The organism is Kitasatospora sp. NPDC004240 (genome assembly GCF_053603215.1).
In genome coordinates this window covers 1-15,814 of record NZ_JBSGFD010000075.1, presented here as the reverse complement: position 1 = coordinate 15,814, position 15,814 = coordinate 1, and the positions used below count along the sequence as shown (strand labels likewise).

At 74.3% G+C, this 15,814-nt stretch carries 17 protein-coding genes; 7 read left to right on the top strand and 10 right to left on the bottom strand.

All coding sequences use genetic code 11. The features are described 5' to 3' along the window. Positions 1-123: 123 nt before the first annotated feature. From ACWEQL_RS21315 to ACWEQL_RS21305, 3 genes are all read right to left on the bottom strand, one after another. Positions 124-1,278, bottom strand: a complete 1,155-nt coding sequence (locus ACWEQL_RS21315) for a hypothetical protein (protein WP_452151847.1) — start codon at positions 1,276-1,278, stop codon at positions 124-126. Between the two features lie 81 nt (positions 1,279-1,359). Further along, positions 1,360-2,511 (bottom strand): serine hydrolase domain-containing protein, encoded by a 1,152-nt coding sequence (locus ACWEQL_RS21310; protein ID WP_452151871.1) that lies wholly within the window; start codon positions 2,509-2,511, stop codon positions 1,360-1,362. Positions 2,512-2,978: 467 nt separating this feature from the next. After that, positions 2,979-3,452: a MarR family winged helix-turn-helix transcriptional regulator gene (locus tag ACWEQL_RS21305; RefSeq protein ID WP_452151846.1), complete on the bottom strand. Its 474-nt coding sequence runs from the start codon at positions 3,450-3,452 to the stop codon at positions 2,979-2,981. 239 nt (positions 3,453-3,691) lie between these two features. On the opposite strand from ACWEQL_RS21305, the gene ACWEQL_RS21300 reads away from it, so the two are divergent. Together ACWEQL_RS21300 and ACWEQL_RS21295 are read left to right on the top strand one after the other, a co-directional pair. Further along, positions 3,692-4,885: an MFS transporter gene (locus ACWEQL_RS21300; RefSeq protein ID WP_452151845.1), complete on the top strand. Its 1,194-nt coding sequence runs from the start codon at positions 3,692-3,694 to the stop codon at positions 4,883-4,885. A 34-nt stretch (positions 4,886-4,919) separates the two neighbouring features. After that, positions 4,920-5,342 carry a GlcG/HbpS family heme-binding protein gene (locus ACWEQL_RS21295; RefSeq protein WP_452151844.1) on the top strand — a complete coding sequence of 141 codons (423 nt, stop codon included), beginning with the start codon at positions 4,920-4,922 and terminating at the stop codon, positions 5,340-5,342. A gap of 174 nt (positions 5,343-5,516) precedes the next feature. On the opposite strand, the gene ACWEQL_RS21290 is transcribed toward ACWEQL_RS21295, so the two are convergent. Both ACWEQL_RS21290 and ACWEQL_RS21285 read right to left on the bottom strand, forming a co-directional pair. Beyond that, a complete protein-coding gene (locus tag ACWEQL_RS21290; protein WP_452151843.1) occupies positions 5,517-5,948 on the bottom strand; it encodes a hypothetical protein in 432 nt (143 codons plus the stop codon). Between the two features lie 178 nt (positions 5,949-6,126). Beyond that, positions 6,127-6,699, bottom strand: coding sequence for a TetR/AcrR family transcriptional regulator (locus tag ACWEQL_RS21285; protein WP_452151842.1), 573 nt, complete (start codon positions 6,697-6,699; stop codon positions 6,127-6,129). Between the two features lie 145 nt (positions 6,700-6,844). Here ACWEQL_RS21285 and ACWEQL_RS21280 point away from each other — a divergent pair, with 145 nt between their 5' ends. After that, positions 6,845-7,285 carry a nuclear transport factor 2 family protein gene (locus ACWEQL_RS21280; protein ID WP_452151841.1) on the top strand — a complete coding sequence of 147 codons (441 nt, stop codon included), beginning with the start codon at positions 6,845-6,847 and terminating at the stop codon, positions 7,283-7,285. A 57-nt stretch (positions 7,286-7,342) separates the two neighbouring features. Here ACWEQL_RS21280 and ACWEQL_RS21275 read toward each other — a convergent pair whose 3' ends face one another. Then, positions 7,343-8,380: a YihY/virulence factor BrkB family protein gene (locus ACWEQL_RS21275; protein WP_452151840.1), complete on the bottom strand. Its 1,038-nt coding sequence runs from the start codon at positions 8,378-8,380 to the stop codon at positions 7,343-7,345. Positions 8,381-8,670: 290 nt separating this feature from the next. Between ACWEQL_RS21275 and ACWEQL_RS21270 the strand changes: the two genes are divergently transcribed. After that, positions 8,671-8,883, top strand: coding sequence for a hypothetical protein (locus tag ACWEQL_RS21270; RefSeq protein WP_452151839.1), 213 nt, complete (start codon positions 8,671-8,673; stop codon positions 8,881-8,883). A 92-nt stretch (positions 8,884-8,975) separates the two neighbouring features. Here ACWEQL_RS21270 and ACWEQL_RS21265 read toward each other — a convergent pair whose 3' ends face one another. The 3 genes from ACWEQL_RS21265 to ACWEQL_RS21255 all read right to left on the bottom strand — a co-directional run bounded on the left by ACWEQL_RS21265 (position 8,976) and on the right by ACWEQL_RS21255 (position 12,681). Beyond that, on the bottom strand, positions 8,976-9,833 hold the full coding sequence (locus tag ACWEQL_RS21265; protein ID WP_452151838.1) for a maleylpyruvate isomerase N-terminal domain-containing protein: 858 nt from the start codon (positions 9,831-9,833) through the stop codon (positions 8,976-8,978). A gap of 146 nt (positions 9,834-9,979) precedes the next feature. Further along, positions 9,980-11,080 carry a barstar family protein gene (locus ACWEQL_RS21260; RefSeq protein WP_452151870.1) on the bottom strand — a complete coding sequence of 367 codons (1,101 nt, stop codon included), beginning with the start codon at positions 11,078-11,080 and terminating at the stop codon, positions 9,980-9,982. 80 nt (positions 11,081-11,160) lie between these two features. Continuing rightward, entirely contained in the window at positions 11,161-12,681 is a 1,521-nt protein-coding gene (locus ACWEQL_RS21255; RefSeq protein WP_452151837.1) for an oxidoreductase, read from the bottom strand. Between the two features lie 199 nt (positions 12,682-12,880). On the opposite strand from ACWEQL_RS21255, the gene ACWEQL_RS21250 reads away from it, so the two are divergent. Together ACWEQL_RS21250 and ACWEQL_RS21245 are read left to right on the top strand one after the other, a co-directional pair. Then, entirely contained in the window at positions 12,881-13,297 is a 417-nt protein-coding gene (locus ACWEQL_RS21250; RefSeq protein ID WP_452151836.1) for an SRPBCC family protein, read from the top strand. Positions 13,298-13,533: 236 nt separating this feature from the next. Then, the gene (locus ACWEQL_RS21245) at positions 13,534-14,019 is read left to right on the top strand and encodes a flavin reductase family protein (protein ID WP_452151835.1); all 486 of its coding nucleotides are present in this window, start codon (positions 13,534-13,536) and stop codon (positions 14,017-14,019) included. A gap of 54 nt (positions 14,020-14,073) precedes the next feature. Here the strand turns inward: ACWEQL_RS21245 and ACWEQL_RS21240 are convergent, their stop codons facing one another. Beyond that, on the bottom strand, positions 14,074-14,463 hold the full coding sequence (locus ACWEQL_RS21240; protein WP_452151834.1) for a winged helix-turn-helix transcriptional regulator: 390 nt from the start codon (positions 14,461-14,463) through the stop codon (positions 14,074-14,076). 168 nt (positions 14,464-14,631) lie between these two features. Here ACWEQL_RS21240 and ACWEQL_RS21235 point away from each other — a divergent pair, with 168 nt between their 5' ends. Continuing rightward, the gene (locus ACWEQL_RS21235) at positions 14,632-15,675 is read left to right on the top strand and encodes a zinc-binding alcohol dehydrogenase family protein (RefSeq protein WP_452151833.1); all 1,044 of its coding nucleotides are present in this window, start codon (positions 14,632-14,634) and stop codon (positions 15,673-15,675) included. Positions 15,676-15,814: the final 139 nt, after the last annotated feature.

The window sequence follows — 15,814 nt, the reverse complement described above, 5'->3', positions numbered from 1 at the left end:
TCGCGGCCGTCAATCCGACACTATGACCAATCCCGTCGGAGATCCGACGCGAGCTCGGGAACGGGTGTGCGGGGCCCGCTCATCCACCCGGCCGCCGCCGGGCCAGGGCTTGTCAGACAAGGCCTAGCGTGCCCGGTAGGGCGGGAAGCGGGCCGGGTCGGTGAAGTCCTGGTCCGCGTCGGGCCAGCGGCGGCGCAGTGCGGCGGCGGTGCGGTGGAGCCAGGTGGTGAGGTGGGGCAGGGCCCGGTGGGTCCGGGCGGTGTGTGCGGCGGCTTCCAGGGTGGCGATGAGCTGGGGGCGGCTGGGGTCGCCCGGTGGGCGGGTGTCGAGCAGGGTGCACCGCTGGAGGCGGATCAGTGCCCAGGACACGCAGGCGGCGGCGAGGCCGCGACCGTAGCGGCGGTCATCCTCGGCCTGCGGGATGCCGCGGGCCAGGGCACGGCGGTACTGGTCGGCGAGGCCGGAGGTGGTCGGGTCGCCGACCGTGAGCCAGCCGGGGCCGGGTACGTACAGGCAGACGGCGTCGGTCAGCGCGTGGGTGTAGCCGGCGAATTCGAAGTCGATGAGGCGGACGTCGGGCGGTCCGCCGGGGCGGAGCAGGGTGTTGTTGGCCTCCGCGTCCCCGTTGCTGAGGGCGAGAAAGGGGCCGGGTGCGGCCAACTCCGCCATGGCCGAGGCGAGTTCGCGGGCCACCCGGCCGGTGATCGGGGCCGCTCCGAGTGCCGGGGCCCGCCGGATCGCCTCCTCGCGGAGGGGGGCGAACCGTCCGGCGAGGTCCCCCGCGGGATCGACCGGTCCCAGGGCGGCGCGGCGGGTGTAGTAGGCGTCGGCCCGGCCTGCGGTGGCCGCGCCCAGCGCGCCCCGAGCGCGGGCGAAGGCGGCCAGCCGGTCGCCGTGCGCTGCCGCACCGTCACGTCTGAGCAACTGGTCCAGGGGGACGCGGGGCGCGAGGTCCTCCAGGACGAGCAGCCGGGCCGTGGTGTCGGCGGCGGCGAGGACACGAGGGGTGAGGCCGAGGCCGAGGTCCTCGTCGAGGAAGCGGAGCGCGGCCAGTTCGGTCCGCAACCGCCACGGGGCGGTCCGCGCGCCGCGGCGCCCGTCCGGCACCCGCTTGACGACGACGGATCGCGGGAGCGCGGAGCCGCCGCGCAGCCGAACCCGGGTCACGGCCCACGGCTCGATGTGCTCGATGCGCTCGACCGTGACCGGTGAGGCGGACAGGCCGGTCAGGAGGCCTTGCAGCACGTCGACCCGAAAGGTCCCGTTCGGAGCCGCCATGCGCCCAGCCTACGGGGTCTGACGGTGTAGCGGGTCCCCTCCGGAGCCACCGGGGCCGACCCTCGGACGCCGCCGGGCCCCTCAGGGGCAGAGGGCCGTGTCCACGGCGGCCTCCAGGTGACGGGTGGCGGCCTCGCCGGACGGCTGGACGGTGACCGTGACGGTGGCGGCGCGGCCGTCGTCGGTGGCGCCGCCCCGGGTCTCGTACCCGGGGATGCTGCCGCCGTGGCCCCAGAGGAGGCCGCCGCACGACAGGGGTGTGCTGGTGAGGCCCAGCCCGTAGCCGGTGCCGGGGGTGAAGGGGCGTCCGGCGGGGACGGTGGTGCGCATCTGGGCGAGCTGGTCCGGCGCGAGGAGCCGGCCGTCCAGGAGGGCGGTGAAGAACCGGTTGAGGTCCGAGGTGGTGGAGATCATCTGGCCTGCCGCCCAGGCCCAGGACGGGTCCGTCTCCGTGACGTCGCGCGGGGGCGTGCCCGCCGACTCCCGGTAGTAGCCCTTGGGGTGGGCCTCCCGGATCCCGGCGTCACCGGGGGCGGGGAAGTAGGTGTGGCGCAGCCCGATCGGTCGCACGATGCGCCGCTCGATCTCCTCGGCGAGGGAGTGGCCGGTGACCTGCTGGACGATCAGGCCGGCCACCACGTAGTTGGTGTTGCTGTACGCCCAGTCCGTCCCGGGCGGGAAGTCCGCCTTGTGCCGCAGGGCGATGTCGAGGAGCTCCCGGGGCTCGTACCGGCGGACGTCGTCGCCGAGGTACAGGGTGTAGTTGGGCAGTCCGCTGGTGTGCTGCAGGAGCTGACGGACGGTGATGCGGTCACCGTCGATCCCTTCCCCCCGGAGGAGACCGGGCAGGTGGTGTCCGACCGGGGTGTCCAGGTCGATCCTCCCCTCGCCGACCAGTTGGAGCACGACCACGGCGGTGAAGGTCTTGGTGTTGCTGCCGATCCGCACCTGGCCGTCCCTGGGCACCGGCGCGCCGGTCGCCAGGTCGCCGACGCCCGCCGTGTACGTGCGGGTGCGGCCGTGCCGGTCGCTGACGGCGGCCAGCGCGCCGGGTGCGCCGTCCTCGCTCACCAGCGCGTTCAGGCTCTGCCGGACGGCCTGCGACCCGGCGGGAGCGGCCGGAGCGGCAGGGGCGGCCGGAGCGACCGGGGCCGGGCCCGCCGCGGCGACGGAGGGCGGGGCGAGCAGACCGGCGGCGAGCGCCCCGGCGGAGACGGCGACGGCGGCGGCCACCGTCCTCCCGCGCAGGGAGCCCGAACGGCACGGGAGGGGCGGGAGGGGCTGGTTCACGAGGCGTCTCCTGTGGTGGTGCGCGGGGTGCGCGCCGGGGTTCCCCGACGCGTCCCACGACATCACGCCTCCGTCCGGGCCGTCGTCGCCTCGACGGAGGATCAGCAGGCCCCGGTCATGATCCGTACGTCCCCCCGCGCCCTGGTCCTTCCGGCGTACCCGCACCCTGAGGGAACTCAGGGGCCGGGCCTACCCGAGGCCCACCGAGAGCGGTGCGCCCCGCGCCTGGGCACTGGAGCGGCTGGACCTGGCGCTCACCCGCGACGACCTCGCCGCCCACGCCCGGACCGGCGTGCGCACCCTGACCCGCAGGTTCCGCGAGGAGACCGGCCTCAGCCCCTCCAGTGGCTCCTCCGCCAACGGGTGCTCCGAGCCCGGGAACTCCCCGGCCGCGCCGGGGGGCGCCGGGTTCAGGGCAGGCGGACAGGCACCGGGGGGTTCATGGCCTCGACGGCGGTGACCAGGGGGGCCAGCTCGGGGTTCCTGGCGGCCTCGTCGAGGGCCTCGCGGAGGGCGGAGTCGTTGGTCGGGCGGGCCTCTTCGAGCAGCTTCAGGCCGTCCTCGGAGACGTTGGTGTAGATGCCGCGACGGTCGGTGGGGCACAGGTAGCGGGAGAGCAGGCCCCGGTCCTCCAGGCGGGTGACCAGGCGGGTGGTGGCGCTCTGGCTGAGCACCACCGCGTCGGCGACCTGCTTCATCTGGAGGTGTCCGCCCACGCCGTCGTGCTGGCGGCTGAGGACGTCGAGCAGCGAGTACTCGCGCACGCTCAGGTCGTGCCGGGACTGCAGGGCGCGTTCGACGTGCGCCTCGATCCGGCCGTGCAGGAGGGAGAGCGCGGCCCACCCGTTGGCGAGGGCGGTCAGCGCGGGGTCCGTGGCGGTCATGGGCGCGGGTCTCCTTCCGGGGACGACAGGACTCCAGGATAAGCCTTGGCCGGAACTATCGGCCAAGGCTCATATAGCGCCTACGCAAGCATCCGCCCTCGGCGCCGCCGGGGCACCGAAGCGCCACCCGGGCACAAGATCAATGTCGGGGCAGATTGCCCGCACTTGCACTTATCGCGCGTCTGCAACTATTGTCGAAGCACGTAAGGCGCACCAACAATCGCTCGAAGGGTCGCATCATGCCTCTCGCGCTCCTCGCCCTGGCCATCGGGGCTTTCGGGATCGGAACCACCGAGTTCGTGGTCATGGGCCTGCTGCCCGAGATCGCCGGTGACTACGGGGTCTCCATCCCCACCGCCGGTCTGCTCGTCACCGGCTACGCGATCGGCGTCGTCATCGGCGCGCCGCTGATGACGGTGCTCGGCACCAGGATCAGCCGCAAGACGATGCTGATGCTGCTGATGGGCCTGTTCATCGCCGGCAATCTGCTCTCCGCGGCCGCGCCGACCTTCGGCGTGATGCTCGCGGGCCGGATCGTCGCCTCACTGGCCCACGGCGCCTTCTTCGGCATCGGCTCGGTGGTCGCCGCCGAGCTGGTCGCACCGGACCGCAAGGCCGGCGCCATCGCCACCATGTTCACCGGGCTGACCGTCGCCAACATCGTCGGCGTGCCGCTGGGCACCTTCATCGGCCAGGCCGTCGGCTGGCGCACCACCTTCGCCGTGGTCGCCGCGCTCGGCGTGGTCGGACTGCTCGGCATCGTCAGGCTCGTCCCCGACCTGCCGCGGCCGGAGGGCGCCCACCTGCGCCGGGAACTGACCGCGTTCCGCAACCCGCAGGTGCTGCTCGCGATGGCGATGACCGTGCTCGGCTTCGGCGGCGTCTTCGCCGCGATCACCTACATCGCCCCGATGATGACCCAGGTGGCGGGCTACTCGGACGGCGCGGTCACCTGGCTGCTGGTCCTGTTCGGCGTCGGCATGTTCCTCGGCAACCTGATCGGCGGCCGGTTCGCCGACCGCAGGCTGATGCCGATGCTGTACGCCGGCCTGGGCGGCCTGGCCGTGGTGCTCGCCCTGTTCAGCCTCACCGCGCATGACAAGGTCCTCGCCGCGGTGACCATCCTGCTGGTGGGCGCGCTCGGCTTCGCCACCGTCCCGCCGTTGCAGAAGCGGGTGCTGGACCAGGCGCACGGCGCCCCCACCCTGGCCTCGGCCGTGAACATCGGGGCGTTCAACCTCGGCAACGCCCTGGCGGCCTGGCTCGGCGGCATGGTCATCGCCGCGGGCCTCGGCTACACCGCCCCGAACTGGGTCGGCGCCGCCCTGGCCGCCGCGGCGCTCGTCCTGGCCCTGTGGTCCGCCGCCCTGGAGCGCCGCACCGCGGTCCGCGAGCCCGTCACCGCTCCCGCCCGCGCACTCGTCCACCACTGAGCTCCCCCTCCCCCACTCCTGGAGAAGCACCACCATGAGCACCACCACCGTCACCCCGCTCACCACCGCCGACGCCGAGACCCTGGTCGGCGCCGCCCGGGCCGCCGCCGAGGCGGCCGGGGTCGCGGTCAGCGTCACCGTCCTGGACGCCGGCGGGCACCCACTGGCCTTCCGCCGCGACGACCGGGCCGTCCTGATCTCCGGCGAGACGAGCACCCGCAAGGCGTACACGGCGCTCCAGCTCGACGCGCCGACCGCCGACCTGGTCGACCTCGTCCGGCCGGACGGACCGTTCCACTCCCTGCCCACCGCGCTCGACCGGCCGCTGCTGTTCATCGCCGGCGGCGTCCCCGTGCACCGCGACGGCCGTCTGATCGGCGCCCTCGGCATCGGCGGCGGCGCCCCCGAGCAGGACCACGCCTTCGCGACCGCCGCACTGCTGGAGCTCGCCCGATGAGCCGCACCCCGCAGGAGGTCTTCGCCGACCACGGCGAGCGCCTGGGCACCGGTGACCTCGACCTGATCCCGGAAACCACACGAAGGCCGCCGTCAGGGCCGTTCCAAAGGGCCGCCGCCGCCCCTTCCACGAACGGAAGCGGGACGGCGGCGGCCGGCAGCCGGCGGCCGAGTCCTACTCGTGGAACTCGAAGCGCCAGGCCTGGTCGATGTTCTGCGGCTCCAGCGGACGCAGCGCCGTCATCGGGGGGAAGATCCGGAGCAGACTGAGGTCCACCACCAGTTCGACGCCGTCGATCGGGCCGCCGGGGACGACGACGTGGAACAGGAACGGCTCGGCGGACTGCCGGAGCTGCCACTCGGTGGGCTGCGAGGAACCACGGAGCATCTTGTTGATCTCGGGAACGCCGTCGAAGCTGAGGTACGTCCCGTGCCGCAGGTTCTTGATGGTGACGTAGCCGTTGGAGAGGCCCTCGACGTGCCACTCCTGTTCACCGGGCTGACCGGTCGGCTCCAGGACGACCGCGGGGGCCTTCTCCTCCTGGAGCGTCAGGTACTGCTCGCCGTGCTTGGCGATTCCGTAGGGGCCGTTGGGGATCGGTGCCATGAGGGGCGTCTCCTCGGGAGGGGAAGAAGTCGGCGCGGCGCTCCAACCGGGGCGCGCACACACGATCCTTGCCCTGAGAGCGCGCCACACGCGATGGACTCGCCCGGCGGTCGTCCGATCAGGTGACGTGGACCTCGGACGACCGGGCGCCGAGCCGCTGGGCGCGGACGACGCCCGGTCAGCGCGGGCGCAGGCCGTCGAGGAGGACGTCCAGGACGCGCCGGCGGGCCGCCGGGTCCGCCGCGAGGTGTTCGGTGGCCGTGGTGGCGCCGACCAGGAGGGCGATCAGGTCCTCCATGCGCAGTTCGGGGCGGACCGCGCCGGCCTGCTGGGCCGCGGCGAGCAGGTCGGCCAGGCGGGTGCGGATGACGGCGCTCGCCTCGTGGAGGGAGGCGTGGGCGTCGACGCCGGCGGCGGCGAGGGCGCGGGTGAACTCGTCCTTGCCGGCCGACCGTTCGACCACCAGCCGGAAGGCGTCGAAGAGTCCCTCGGCGGGGTCGGCGTCGGCGGTCAGCTCCGCGAGCGCGGTCGCGATGCCGTCGAGCCGGCGGACCATGACCGCCTCCAGCAGGGCCTCCTTCGTCGGGAAGTGCCGGAAGAGCGTCCCGACCCCGACGCCGGCGGCGCGGGCGATCTCCTCGGCCGGTGTGCCGACGCCGCGGGTCGTGAAGACCTCCGTGGCCACGTCCAGCAGCCTGGCCCGGTTGCGCGCCGCGTCCGCCCGCAGCGGGCGCGCCTGAGCGCCGCTCATCCCACTCACCTCTCCCGTACGAGGCCTCGCCGTCGCCCGTGCGAGGCGTCGCCACCCCCTGGACAAACGGAGTCACCAGTCCGTATCGTCGAAAACGGAGTCACCAGTCCGATTCAAACGACAGACTAGTACCCGGGGGTTGATCATGTCCGAAACGCCTTCTCCGCGCGAGGTCTTCCACCAACTGCTCGACCGCATCACCACCGGCCGGTACGACCGGCTGGCCGGCCTCTACGCCGAGGACACCGTCGTGGAACCCCTCTTCGAACCGGTCGGACCGCGCCGCCTCGAAGGCCGGGCCGCCCTCGCCGAACGCTTCGAGGGCCTCGCCGAGCACTCGCCCCTCCGGCTCACCGCCCGCAACGTGGTCGTCCGCGAGACCGACGACCCCGAGGTGGTCGTCGCCGAGTGGGACTACCACGTACGCCACCGCACCACCGGGCACACCTTCGACGCCCCCAACATCCAGGTCCTGCGGGTCCGTGACGGCCTGATCGTCCACAGTCGGGACTACCACGACCACCTCGCCCTCATCACCGCCACCGGCCAGCTCCCCGGCCTCGTCACCGCCCTCGAGGCCCGGTAGGCGCCACCCCGCCCGGCGGACCCGGCGGTCAGGGCCCGGTGGTTCAGGGCCCTGCGGTCAGGGCCCGCCCGGGCGGGTCGGATCGTCCTCGTCCGGCCAGGTACGGGTGTCGCGGGGCTCCACGTACGGCTCCTCGGCGGGCGGGGTACCGGAGCGGATCGCCTGCTCCCGGGCGAGTTCGGCGTCGAACTCCAGCCCGAGGAGGACCGCCAGGTTGGTCAGCCAGAGCCACACCAGGAAGGCGATGACGCCGGCGAGGGTGCCGTACAACCGGTTGTAGGAGCCGAAGTTGGACGCGAAGACGGCGAATCCGGCGGACAGGACGATCCAGAGCAGCACCGCCAGGGAGCTGCCGGGAGTGATCCACCGCAGGGTGCGGCCGCGGACGTTCGGGGCGGCCCAGTACAGCACGGCGATCATCAGCGACACGAGGACCAGCAGCAGCGGCCACTTCACGTAGCTCCACACGGTGAGGGCCGTACCGCCGATGCCGAGCACGTCGCCGGCCTCCTGGGCCAGCTGTCCGCTGAAGACCACGATCACCGCGCAAACCACGAGCAGCACCATGGTGAGCAGCGTCAGGGCCAGGCGCAACGGGGTGGTCTTCCACAGGGGCCGGCCCTCGCGGATGTCGTAGACCGCGTTGCCGGCCCGGATGAACGCGCCGATGTACCCGGAGGCGGACCAGATCGCGCCGGCCAGGCTGACGAGGGCGATGACACCGCCGGTGGCCCGGCTGCGCTGGAGTTGGTCGATCGCGGAGACCAGGACGTCCCGGACCGCCCCCGGCGCCATGGCCTGGACGTTGGCCAGCAGCGCCTCGACGACCCCCGGACCGATCAGCCCGAGGACGGAGATGAGGACCAGGAGGCCGGGGAAGATCGCCAGGACGCCGTAGTAGGTCAGCGCGGCGGCCCGGTCCGGGAGCTCGTCGACGATGAACTCCCGGCCGGTCCGCTTGAGGACCGCCCACCAGCCCCGCCGGGGGATCTCGGTCGGGCGTTCCGGACCGGGGCCGGTCGTCGGGGCGGTGCCGGAGGCGGTGCCCGTGCCGCGGTCGGGGCGGCCGGGGTCGGGGTCGCGGTTCGGTGCCATGCGCCCGCGTGTGCCCGGCCGCGGCCGGCGTACTCCTCGGCGGCCCCGACTCCTCCCCCGGCCCGCTCGGCCCGGCCCGGGATTGGGCGCGGGCCCGGGATTGGGCCGGACGGGTACACCTCTCATCCGGGCGGTCCAGCCGTTCACCCGTCCGCGCGCGCCGGATGGCGGGCGGGCGGAGTTTGTGTGCCAACGTCGCTCCGGCGGCTCCTCCGGGAGCCCCTCGCCGGCCCGGGGCGCCACGCCCCCCGGGCCGGCACACCACCACCAACGACCGGAAGGACACCGACATGACGGTGCGAGGGTTCCTCCCCAAGCTCGCCGTGACCGCCACCCTGGCCGCCGCCGTGGCACTCGCCACCCCCTCCACCGCCATGGCCTTCGGCTGGCCCTACCCGCCGCTGCCCTCCTCCAAGAGCGAGCTGTCCACCGGTAACGCCGGCGTCGGCCTCGTCGGCCCGCACGTCGCCTGGCTGAACGCCTCCGAGCACACCAAGGGCTGACCGACCCCGCACGACCCCGTGGCCGCCGCCCGCACGACGCGGGCGGCGGCCACCGTGTGTGCGCGTCCCGGCATGGCGGGCCCCGGACCTCCTCAGGGCGCGGCGATGAGCTTGCTCAGGCGCCCGGCGAGCCACGGCTTGCGGCCGCCCGCCCGCATCCGGCCGAGCGCGACCGCCTTCCAGATCGGCGTCCGCCGGAAGGACACCAGCAGGAAGGTCACCGGCTCCACCGTGATCCGGCAGTCGTAGACCCGCGGTGCGGCGTCGCGCGTGACCGTCGCCCGCCCGCCGTCGACCACCACCGCGAGTCGCGGCCCGCCCTGGATCGCCAGGTCGAACGCGAGGCTGACGCCCCGGGCCCGCACCGTGTCCAGGGCCAGCGGCATCATCGTGGGCATCGTCTGCCCGAACACCAGCCGGGCCTCGTCCGGGCGGATCTCCCAGGGCAGGCCGGCGCCGCGCGCGATGTCCAGGCCGTGCACGAGGCTCTCGCTGAGCAGCAACCCGGTCGCCGCCGCCACGGTGAGCACCTGCGCCTTCCCGTACCAGGGCGTGGCGAGGGGTGCGTCCGGCGCCAGCCCCTCGGTGACCCGTAGGAAGGTCTCGCCCTGCTCGGCCACGATCTCGCCGAGGCGGGCGCGCTCGGAGGCGCCGAACAGGCCGACGGCCTTGGCGTTCAGGGCCGCGATCCGTTCGGCGAACGGCCCGTCCTCGGGCGGGAGGATGTCGTCCCACTCCGGACCCTCGCCGGTGAGGGCGGAGCAGTACGCGACGAACACGACCGCCAGGTGCGAGCCGACGTCCCCCACCGACCACACGGGCACCCCGGACGCGGCCCCCGGGTCGGGGACGTCACGCAGCAGCCGCTCCAGCCGCCCGATCACGGCCGCCAAGGCGGCGCGGGTCCTCTCGTGCTCGACGACGGGGTCGAATCCCACGACGGCGTCCATACCACTCCCCCAGGTTCGCGACGGGCCCGCACCCTACCCCCGAGTAGCACCCGGCGGTAGTGCCCGTCCCGCGACGAACTCGGCGGCGCGGTGAGGACGATGGCCTCAGCCACGGACAGGCCGGATGGGCCCTGGGCGGTGTCTGCTCAGGCCTGGGTGACGTGGAGGCCGCTCTCGGCGAGGGTGGCGAGGACGGCGCCGAAGAGGTCGCCGCGCTCGCCGTTCGGCCAGATGACCCCGGAGAGGTGGGCGCGGGCGGTCGCGGAGTCGTGCCAGAGCAGGGTCCCGGGGCGGGTGTAGCCGAAGGTGCCGCCCAGGCAGTCGTGGAGGGCCGTCAGGTCGCCGCCGAAGTAGCCGCCAGGGCCGTTCACGGCCTCGCCGAGCGCCAGCCAGAGGCCCGGCTCGTCGGTGACGTGCCGGCCGTCGAGTTCGTAGGCGTGTCCGGCCGGCCGGTCGTGGGCGTCGCGTCGGCAGGCCCGCTCCCGGACCAGGTCGTGCCAGGCCCCGCGGTGCCGGGTGTCGAGGCCGGCCCAGGCGCCCGGGGTGTCCGGCGGCCCGGCGAACCAGCGTTCCCGGACGTGCCGGACCTGGTCGGGTTCGGGCTCCAGGTAGCCGCCGTCGAGCTCCAGGTCGATCAGGTCCGGTCCGAGGGCGGACGGGCGCCAGTCGTTCACCACGGCCCAGAGCAGCCGGTCGGTGAGCCGCTCGCCCCGGTCGTCCCTGAGCTCCAGGGACGCCTGCTCCAGCGTCAGCGGCCGCCCGGCGGCCTTCGCCAGGGCCTCCCGCAGCCGATCACCCGGCGCGAACCCGCGCAGGACCCACGGGGACGCCGGCCGTACGGCGGGCCGGACCCGGGCGAGTTCCCGGCAGGAGCCCAGCCACCGGTACTCGTCGTGCACCCTGACCGGGCCGGTGTACGCCTCGGGCGGGCCGCAGTAGTCGTCCAGGCCGGTCAGCAGCAGGCCGTCCGCCGTGCCGGGCGCCGGCCCGGGGCTCCGGGCGTCCGCCAGCCGCCACTCGTCCAGTTCCTCGTCCTCCGGCACCAGCCACACCTGACGCCCGAGCCAGCCGCGTACGTCCCCGGCCTCCGGCACCCAGCCGCGCAGCTCGTACGTCCCGTGATCGGGCTCCCCGAACAGCCCCTCCACCTCGCCGCAGCCGCCCCAGGCGCTGCCGTCCGCCGTGTCGACCAGCGTGTACCGCGTCCGTCCGCGGTGATTCCCGTCCTCGTGCACGGCGGGAATCATGCCGGGCCCGGGCACCCGCCGCCAGCCAATTTCGATCATGGACGAGGTCCCTGGGCGGTTGCCCCGGGGAGGCTCCCGGTTCAGGTGCGGTTGAGGGTGCGGCCGATGCCGGCGATCACGGCGGTGGTGAGGAGCCAGCCGACGGCGATGAGCGAGTAGCCGAACCACTGCTGGGGGCCGGTCCAGTACCAGGCGGTGCGCTGGCCGAGGCCGCCGACGGGGACGAGCAGGTCGAGGGTGTAGACCAGCGGGTTGAACGGGACGCCCTCGCCGGGCTTGACCTCGTGCGGCGTGCCGCGGCTGAAGGCGAGGGTGCCGATCAGGGCGAGGCCGGCGAGCCACAGGACGGACTGCCAGGGGCGGTAGCCGTAACCGACGGTGGCGTCCAGCAGGCGGCCCCAGAGCCGGCCGGACGGGCCGAGGGTGCGGCGGCGACGGCGCTGCTTCTCCAACAGCACCCGCCGGGCGTCGTCGTCGTGGCCGATCTTCCGGTACCAGGCGGCGAGTTGCTCGTACGACTGCGGGGAGTAGCCCGGGAGGCGGGCCAGCCAGGCCAGCCGGTCGGCGACGGGTTCCGGTCCGGCGGCCGGGACCTGGATGGAACCGTACGTGAAGCCGTCGAGGCGGGTGTCGGAGGGCCAGCTGCGGGCGTTGTCGTGCAGGACGACGGCCCGCGCGTCCTGGAGGTCGACGGCGCCGACGGGGACGGCGGCCGGGGTCAGCTGGAGGTCGCCGGCGGTGAGCCGACGGCCGTCCAGGGCCACCGCGCCGCCGTCGAGCACGGCGGCGTCCAGGGAGAGCCTGCTGCGGACGGCCGCGCCGGGGAGCCGGATCGATCCGGTGGCGGTGAAGCCGTCACTGAGGATGAGGGTGGAGGCGGTGAGGTCGTCGCCGGTGAGCGCGTCGCCGCCGGGGTTCTCGATCCGGGCCTTCTCCATGAACAGACCGCCGCCGAACCGGGCGCCGACCAGTCGCAGGCCGCCACGGGCGTGGAAGCCGTCGCGGGCGAAGCAACCGCCCTCCATGACCAGCCCGCCGGCCCACAGCGCCCAGGCGCCCGCGTTGTCGGCCGGACTGCCCGGTACGCGGACGTCGAGCAGTTCGGTGGCGGTCAACCGCACTCCGCTGAGGCGTAGTTCGCCGACGATGTGCGCCCGGGTGAGGGTGAGCCGGCCGTCGATGACCGAGCCCTGGAAGAAGAGGTTGCCGTCGACCTTCAGCAGCCAGCCGTCCAGTCCGGGGATCCGGCAGCCGACCATTCCGGTGGACTTCAGGGAGGCTTCCCGCAGCACCACACAGTCCTCGAAGTGGCAGCCCTCCAGGCGCAGTTCGCAGACCGTGGCCGCGCCGCCCAGGTCCAGCCGCCCGGTGACCCGGGCCCCGGCCAGGCGCACCGCCCGTACCGGACCGCCCTGGCCGGGCACCCCGAGCAGCGCGGCCGCTATCACCTCGGCGCGCACCGTGCGTCCGTCGCCCCAGGACGCGCCGAGGGCCGGATCGTCCTCGGACGGGTCACCACTGGACAGGTCGACCCGTTCGCCGGTGAGGCACGCCTGCCATATCCGCCGCTCCGGTGCCGTCAGGTCCTGCTCCGTCAGCATCCCGTCCCCCTAAGCCCGTTGACCGTCCCCGGCCCGCAGCCTAGTGCCCCCGCTCTCCCGGGCCGGCGTGGCGACCGCCGGCCCTCGACCGCCGGCGGACGCAGTAGGGTGCGGTCGAGGGGCGGGGCTTCGGGTCCCGTGCCGTGGGGGCACCGTACGAGGGGGGACGAGGACCATCGCCACCATCATCGAGGACGTCGTGATCGAGGCCGAAGCCGAGGAGGTCTGGGACGCGGTGCGGGACGTGGGTGCCGTGCACGAGCGCCTCGTCCCCGGGTACGTCCTGGGCACCCGGATGGACGGCGACGTCCGGTACCTGACCGTGCCCGGGGGCGCGGTCATCCGGGAGCTGATCGTCGGTGTGGACGACGACCTGCGCCGGCTCGCCTACTCCGCGGTCGAGGGGTTCCGGATCCCGCTGACCCATCACCACGCCTCGTTCCAGGTCCTCCCCGAGGGGCCCGGCCGCTGCCGGCTCCGCTGGACCACCGACGTCCTGCCCCATGGCGTGGCCGAGCAGGTCCGGCTGCGCGTGGTCCGGGGCGCGCAGGTCATGAAGGAGACCCTGGAGCGGCACGGGACGGGTGGCTCCGACGTCGTCACGGGTGGGCGCTGAGCCTCCCGCTCCCCGGTCGGGGGAAGGCCGCCTCGACCGTCAACCGGGCGGGAGCGTTTCCGGCCGCCACCGCTGGGCAGGCGCCAACCGTCCATCCGGGTACGCCGGAGCGGAGGCAGTGCGTCCGGCGAGGAGGTCACCCTCCGGTCGGGGGCCGGCGGATCCCGGCCGTCGCCGGTGCCCGGCCCGCCACGCGCGGTCTCACCGGCCTCGCGCCACGCCATGGAGGAGGAACCGTGACCGTGGACGGCTTCGAGCGGTTCCTCGACCTGCTGGACTATCCGGTGTACGTGGTCACGGCGGCCGCGGCGGGTGAACGGTCCGGCTGCCTCGTGGGCTTCGCCGGGCAGAGTTCGATCGCCCCGGCCCGGTTCGTCGTGTGGATCTCGAAGGCGAACCACACCCATGCGGTGGCGCTGCGCGCCCGGACGATGGCCGTCCACCTGCTGCCGCGCGACCGGGGGCTCGCGGAGCTGTTCGGCGGCCGTACCGGGGACGAGGTGGACAAGTTCTCGGCCGTCCGCTGGGAGTACGGCCCCGGCGGCGTGCCGTTGCTCACGGACGTCCCCGCCCGCTTCGTCGGCCGGGTCCTGGACCGGGCCGACTGGGGCGACCACACCGGGTTCCTCCTCGAACCGCTGTACGCCCGGGTGAGCGGCCCCGCCGCCGGCGTGCTGTCGTTCCGGGACGTCGACGACGTGGAGGCCGGACACCCGGCGTGAACCCGGCCGCGGCCGCTCGTCCGGCGCCCGGACAAGCGGATAGGCGGTGGCGGGTCAGGCGGTGGCCGGGAAGCGCTCGATGTTGTGCTCGACCCAGGTGCGGAGGTGGGCGAGGGGGGCGCAGGCGTCGCGGCCGAGGTCGGTGAGGCTGTACTCGACGCGCAGCGGGACCTCGGGGAAGACTTCGCGGTCCACCAGGCCGTGGTCCTCCAGTCGGCGGAGGGTCTGGGTGAGGACCTTGGGGCTGACGCCCTGGAGGCGCGTGCGGAGGGCGCCGAAGCGCTGCGGGCCCTCCTCCAGGGCGCCGAGGGCGAGGGCGCTCCACTTGTTGGCGAGCAGGTCGAGCAGGTCGCGGCAGGGGCAGGCGGCGGCGTACACGTCCTTCGGCACGGCGGAGGCGAGGGAGGGCGCGGAGGCGGGGGCCAGGGTCACCTTCTGGGTCATATTGTCATAGTACCCAAAGGGAACTAGGTGCCCTTGCGGGTTACCACTACCCGTTGCGTACCGTCGTCGTGACGGCCCCGGGGCCGGTGCCCGGCCGGGACGCCCGGGACCGCGTCCGCCCATGTCAGGGGCCCCTCCAGAGCGAAGACCGCACGAAGGACATCCGTGATGAGCCAGTACGAGATCCCCGCGACCATGCGCGCCGTGGCCTACCGCGCCAGCCTGCCCGTCGAGGACGGGCGGAGCCTTGAGGACGTGGAGCTGCCCGTCCCCCGGCCCGGCCCCCGCGACCTGCTGGTCAAGGTGGAGGCCGTCGCCCTCAACCCGGTCGACCACAAGGTGCGCCGCAACGTCGACCCGGGCGGCGAGTGGAAGGTCCTGGGCTGGGACGCGGCCGGCACGGTGGTCGCGGTCGGCTCCGAGGTCGAGCTGTTCGAGGTCGGCGACGAGGTCTACTACGCCGGGGCGATCGACCGCCCGGGCGCCAACGCCGAGTACCACGCCGTCGACGAGCGGATCGTCGGGCACAAGCCCGCCTCGCTGTCGTTCGCCGAGGCCGCCGCGCTGCCGCTGACCGCGCTCACCGCCTGGGAGGGCCTGTTCGAGCGGCTCGGCCGCTCCGCCGTCGCCCCCGACCACGGCGGCACCCTGCTGGTCACCGCGGCGGCGGGCGGGGTCGGCGCGATGGTCTCCCAGCTGGCCCGCGCGCTCACCGGGCTGACCGTGGTCGGCACCGCCTCGCGGCCGGAGAGCGCCGAGTTCGCCCGCCGGATGGGCGCGCACGCGATCGTCGACCACCACCGGCCGCTGGCCGGGCAGCTCGCCGAGGTGGCGCCCGGCGGGGTGGACCTGGTGTTCAGCACGGTGGGCACCGACCGCAACCTCCCCGTGTACGCCGAGGTGCTGGCCCCGTTCGGCCAGGTCGTGGCCATCGACGACTTCGGGCCGCTGGACCTTGGGGTGCTCAAGTCGAAGAGCATCTCGTTCCACTGGGAGTTCATGTACACCCGCTCGCTGCACGGCACCGCCGACCTGGACGCCCAGCACCGCATCCTGGAGCGGGTGGCCCGGCTGGTGGACGACGGCGTCCTCACCACCACGGCCACCGTCGACCTCGGCCCGGTCGACGCGGCGAACCTGCGCGAGGCGCACCGACGCCAGGAGTCCGGCGCCGCGATCGGCAAGACCACGCTCACCGGCTTCGCCCACTGAGCCACTGAGCCGCCGAGCCGCCGAGCCGTCGAGCCGTCGAGCCGCAGGGCCGCAGGGCCGCAGGGCCGCAGGGCCGCAGGGCCGCAGGGCCGCAGGGCCGCAGGGCCGCAGGGCCGCAGGGCCGCAGGGCCGCAGGGCC

Coding starts and splice junctions, on each gene's coding strand:
- ACWEQL_RS21255 (WP_452151837.1), bottom strand. CDS start 12,681: ATGCTGACGGAGCAGGACCTGACGGCACCGGAGCGGCGGATATGGCAG.
- ACWEQL_RS21235 (WP_452151833.1), top strand. CDS start 14,632: ATGAGCCAGTACGAGATCCCCGCGACCATGCGCGCCGTGGCCTACCGC.
- ACWEQL_RS21270 (WP_452151839.1), top strand. CDS start 8,671: ATGACGGTGCGAGGGTTCCTCCCCAAGCTCGCCGTGACCGCCACCCTG.
- ACWEQL_RS21315 (WP_452151847.1), bottom strand. CDS start 1,278: ATGGCGGCTCCGAACGGGACCTTTCGGGTCGACGTGCTGCAAGGCCTC.
- ACWEQL_RS21290 (WP_452151843.1), bottom strand. CDS start 5,948: ATGGCACCGATCCCCAACGGCCCCTACGGAATCGCCAAGCACGGCGAG.
- ACWEQL_RS21280 (WP_452151841.1), top strand. CDS start 6,845: ATGTCCGAAACGCCTTCTCCGCGCGAGGTCTTCCACCAACTGCTCGAC.
- ACWEQL_RS21275 (WP_452151840.1), bottom strand. CDS start 8,380: ATGGCACCGAACCGCGACCCCGACCCCGGCCGCCCCGACCGCGGCACG.
- ACWEQL_RS21265 (WP_452151838.1), bottom strand. CDS start 9,833: ATGGACGCCGTCGTGGGATTCGACCCCGTCGTCGAGCACGAGAGGACC.
- ACWEQL_RS21295 (WP_452151844.1), top strand. CDS start 4,920: ATGAGCACCACCACCGTCACCCCGCTCACCACCGCCGACGCCGAGACC.
- ACWEQL_RS21240 (WP_452151834.1), bottom strand. CDS start 14,463: ATGACCCAGAAGGTGACCCTGGCCCCCGCCTCCGCGCCCTCCCTCGCC.
- ACWEQL_RS21260 (WP_452151870.1), bottom strand. CDS start 11,080: ATGATTCCCGCCGTGCACGAGGACGGGAATCACCGCGGACGGACGCGG.
- ACWEQL_RS21300 (WP_452151845.1), top strand. CDS start 3,692: ATGCCTCTCGCGCTCCTCGCCCTGGCCATCGGGGCTTTCGGGATCGGA.
- ACWEQL_RS21305 (WP_452151846.1), bottom strand. CDS start 3,452: ATGACCGCCACGGACCCCGCGCTGACCGCCCTCGCCAACGGGTGGGCC.
- ACWEQL_RS21285 (WP_452151842.1), bottom strand. CDS start 6,699: ATGAGCGGCGCTCAGGCGCGCCCGCTGCGGGCGGACGCGGCGCGCAAC.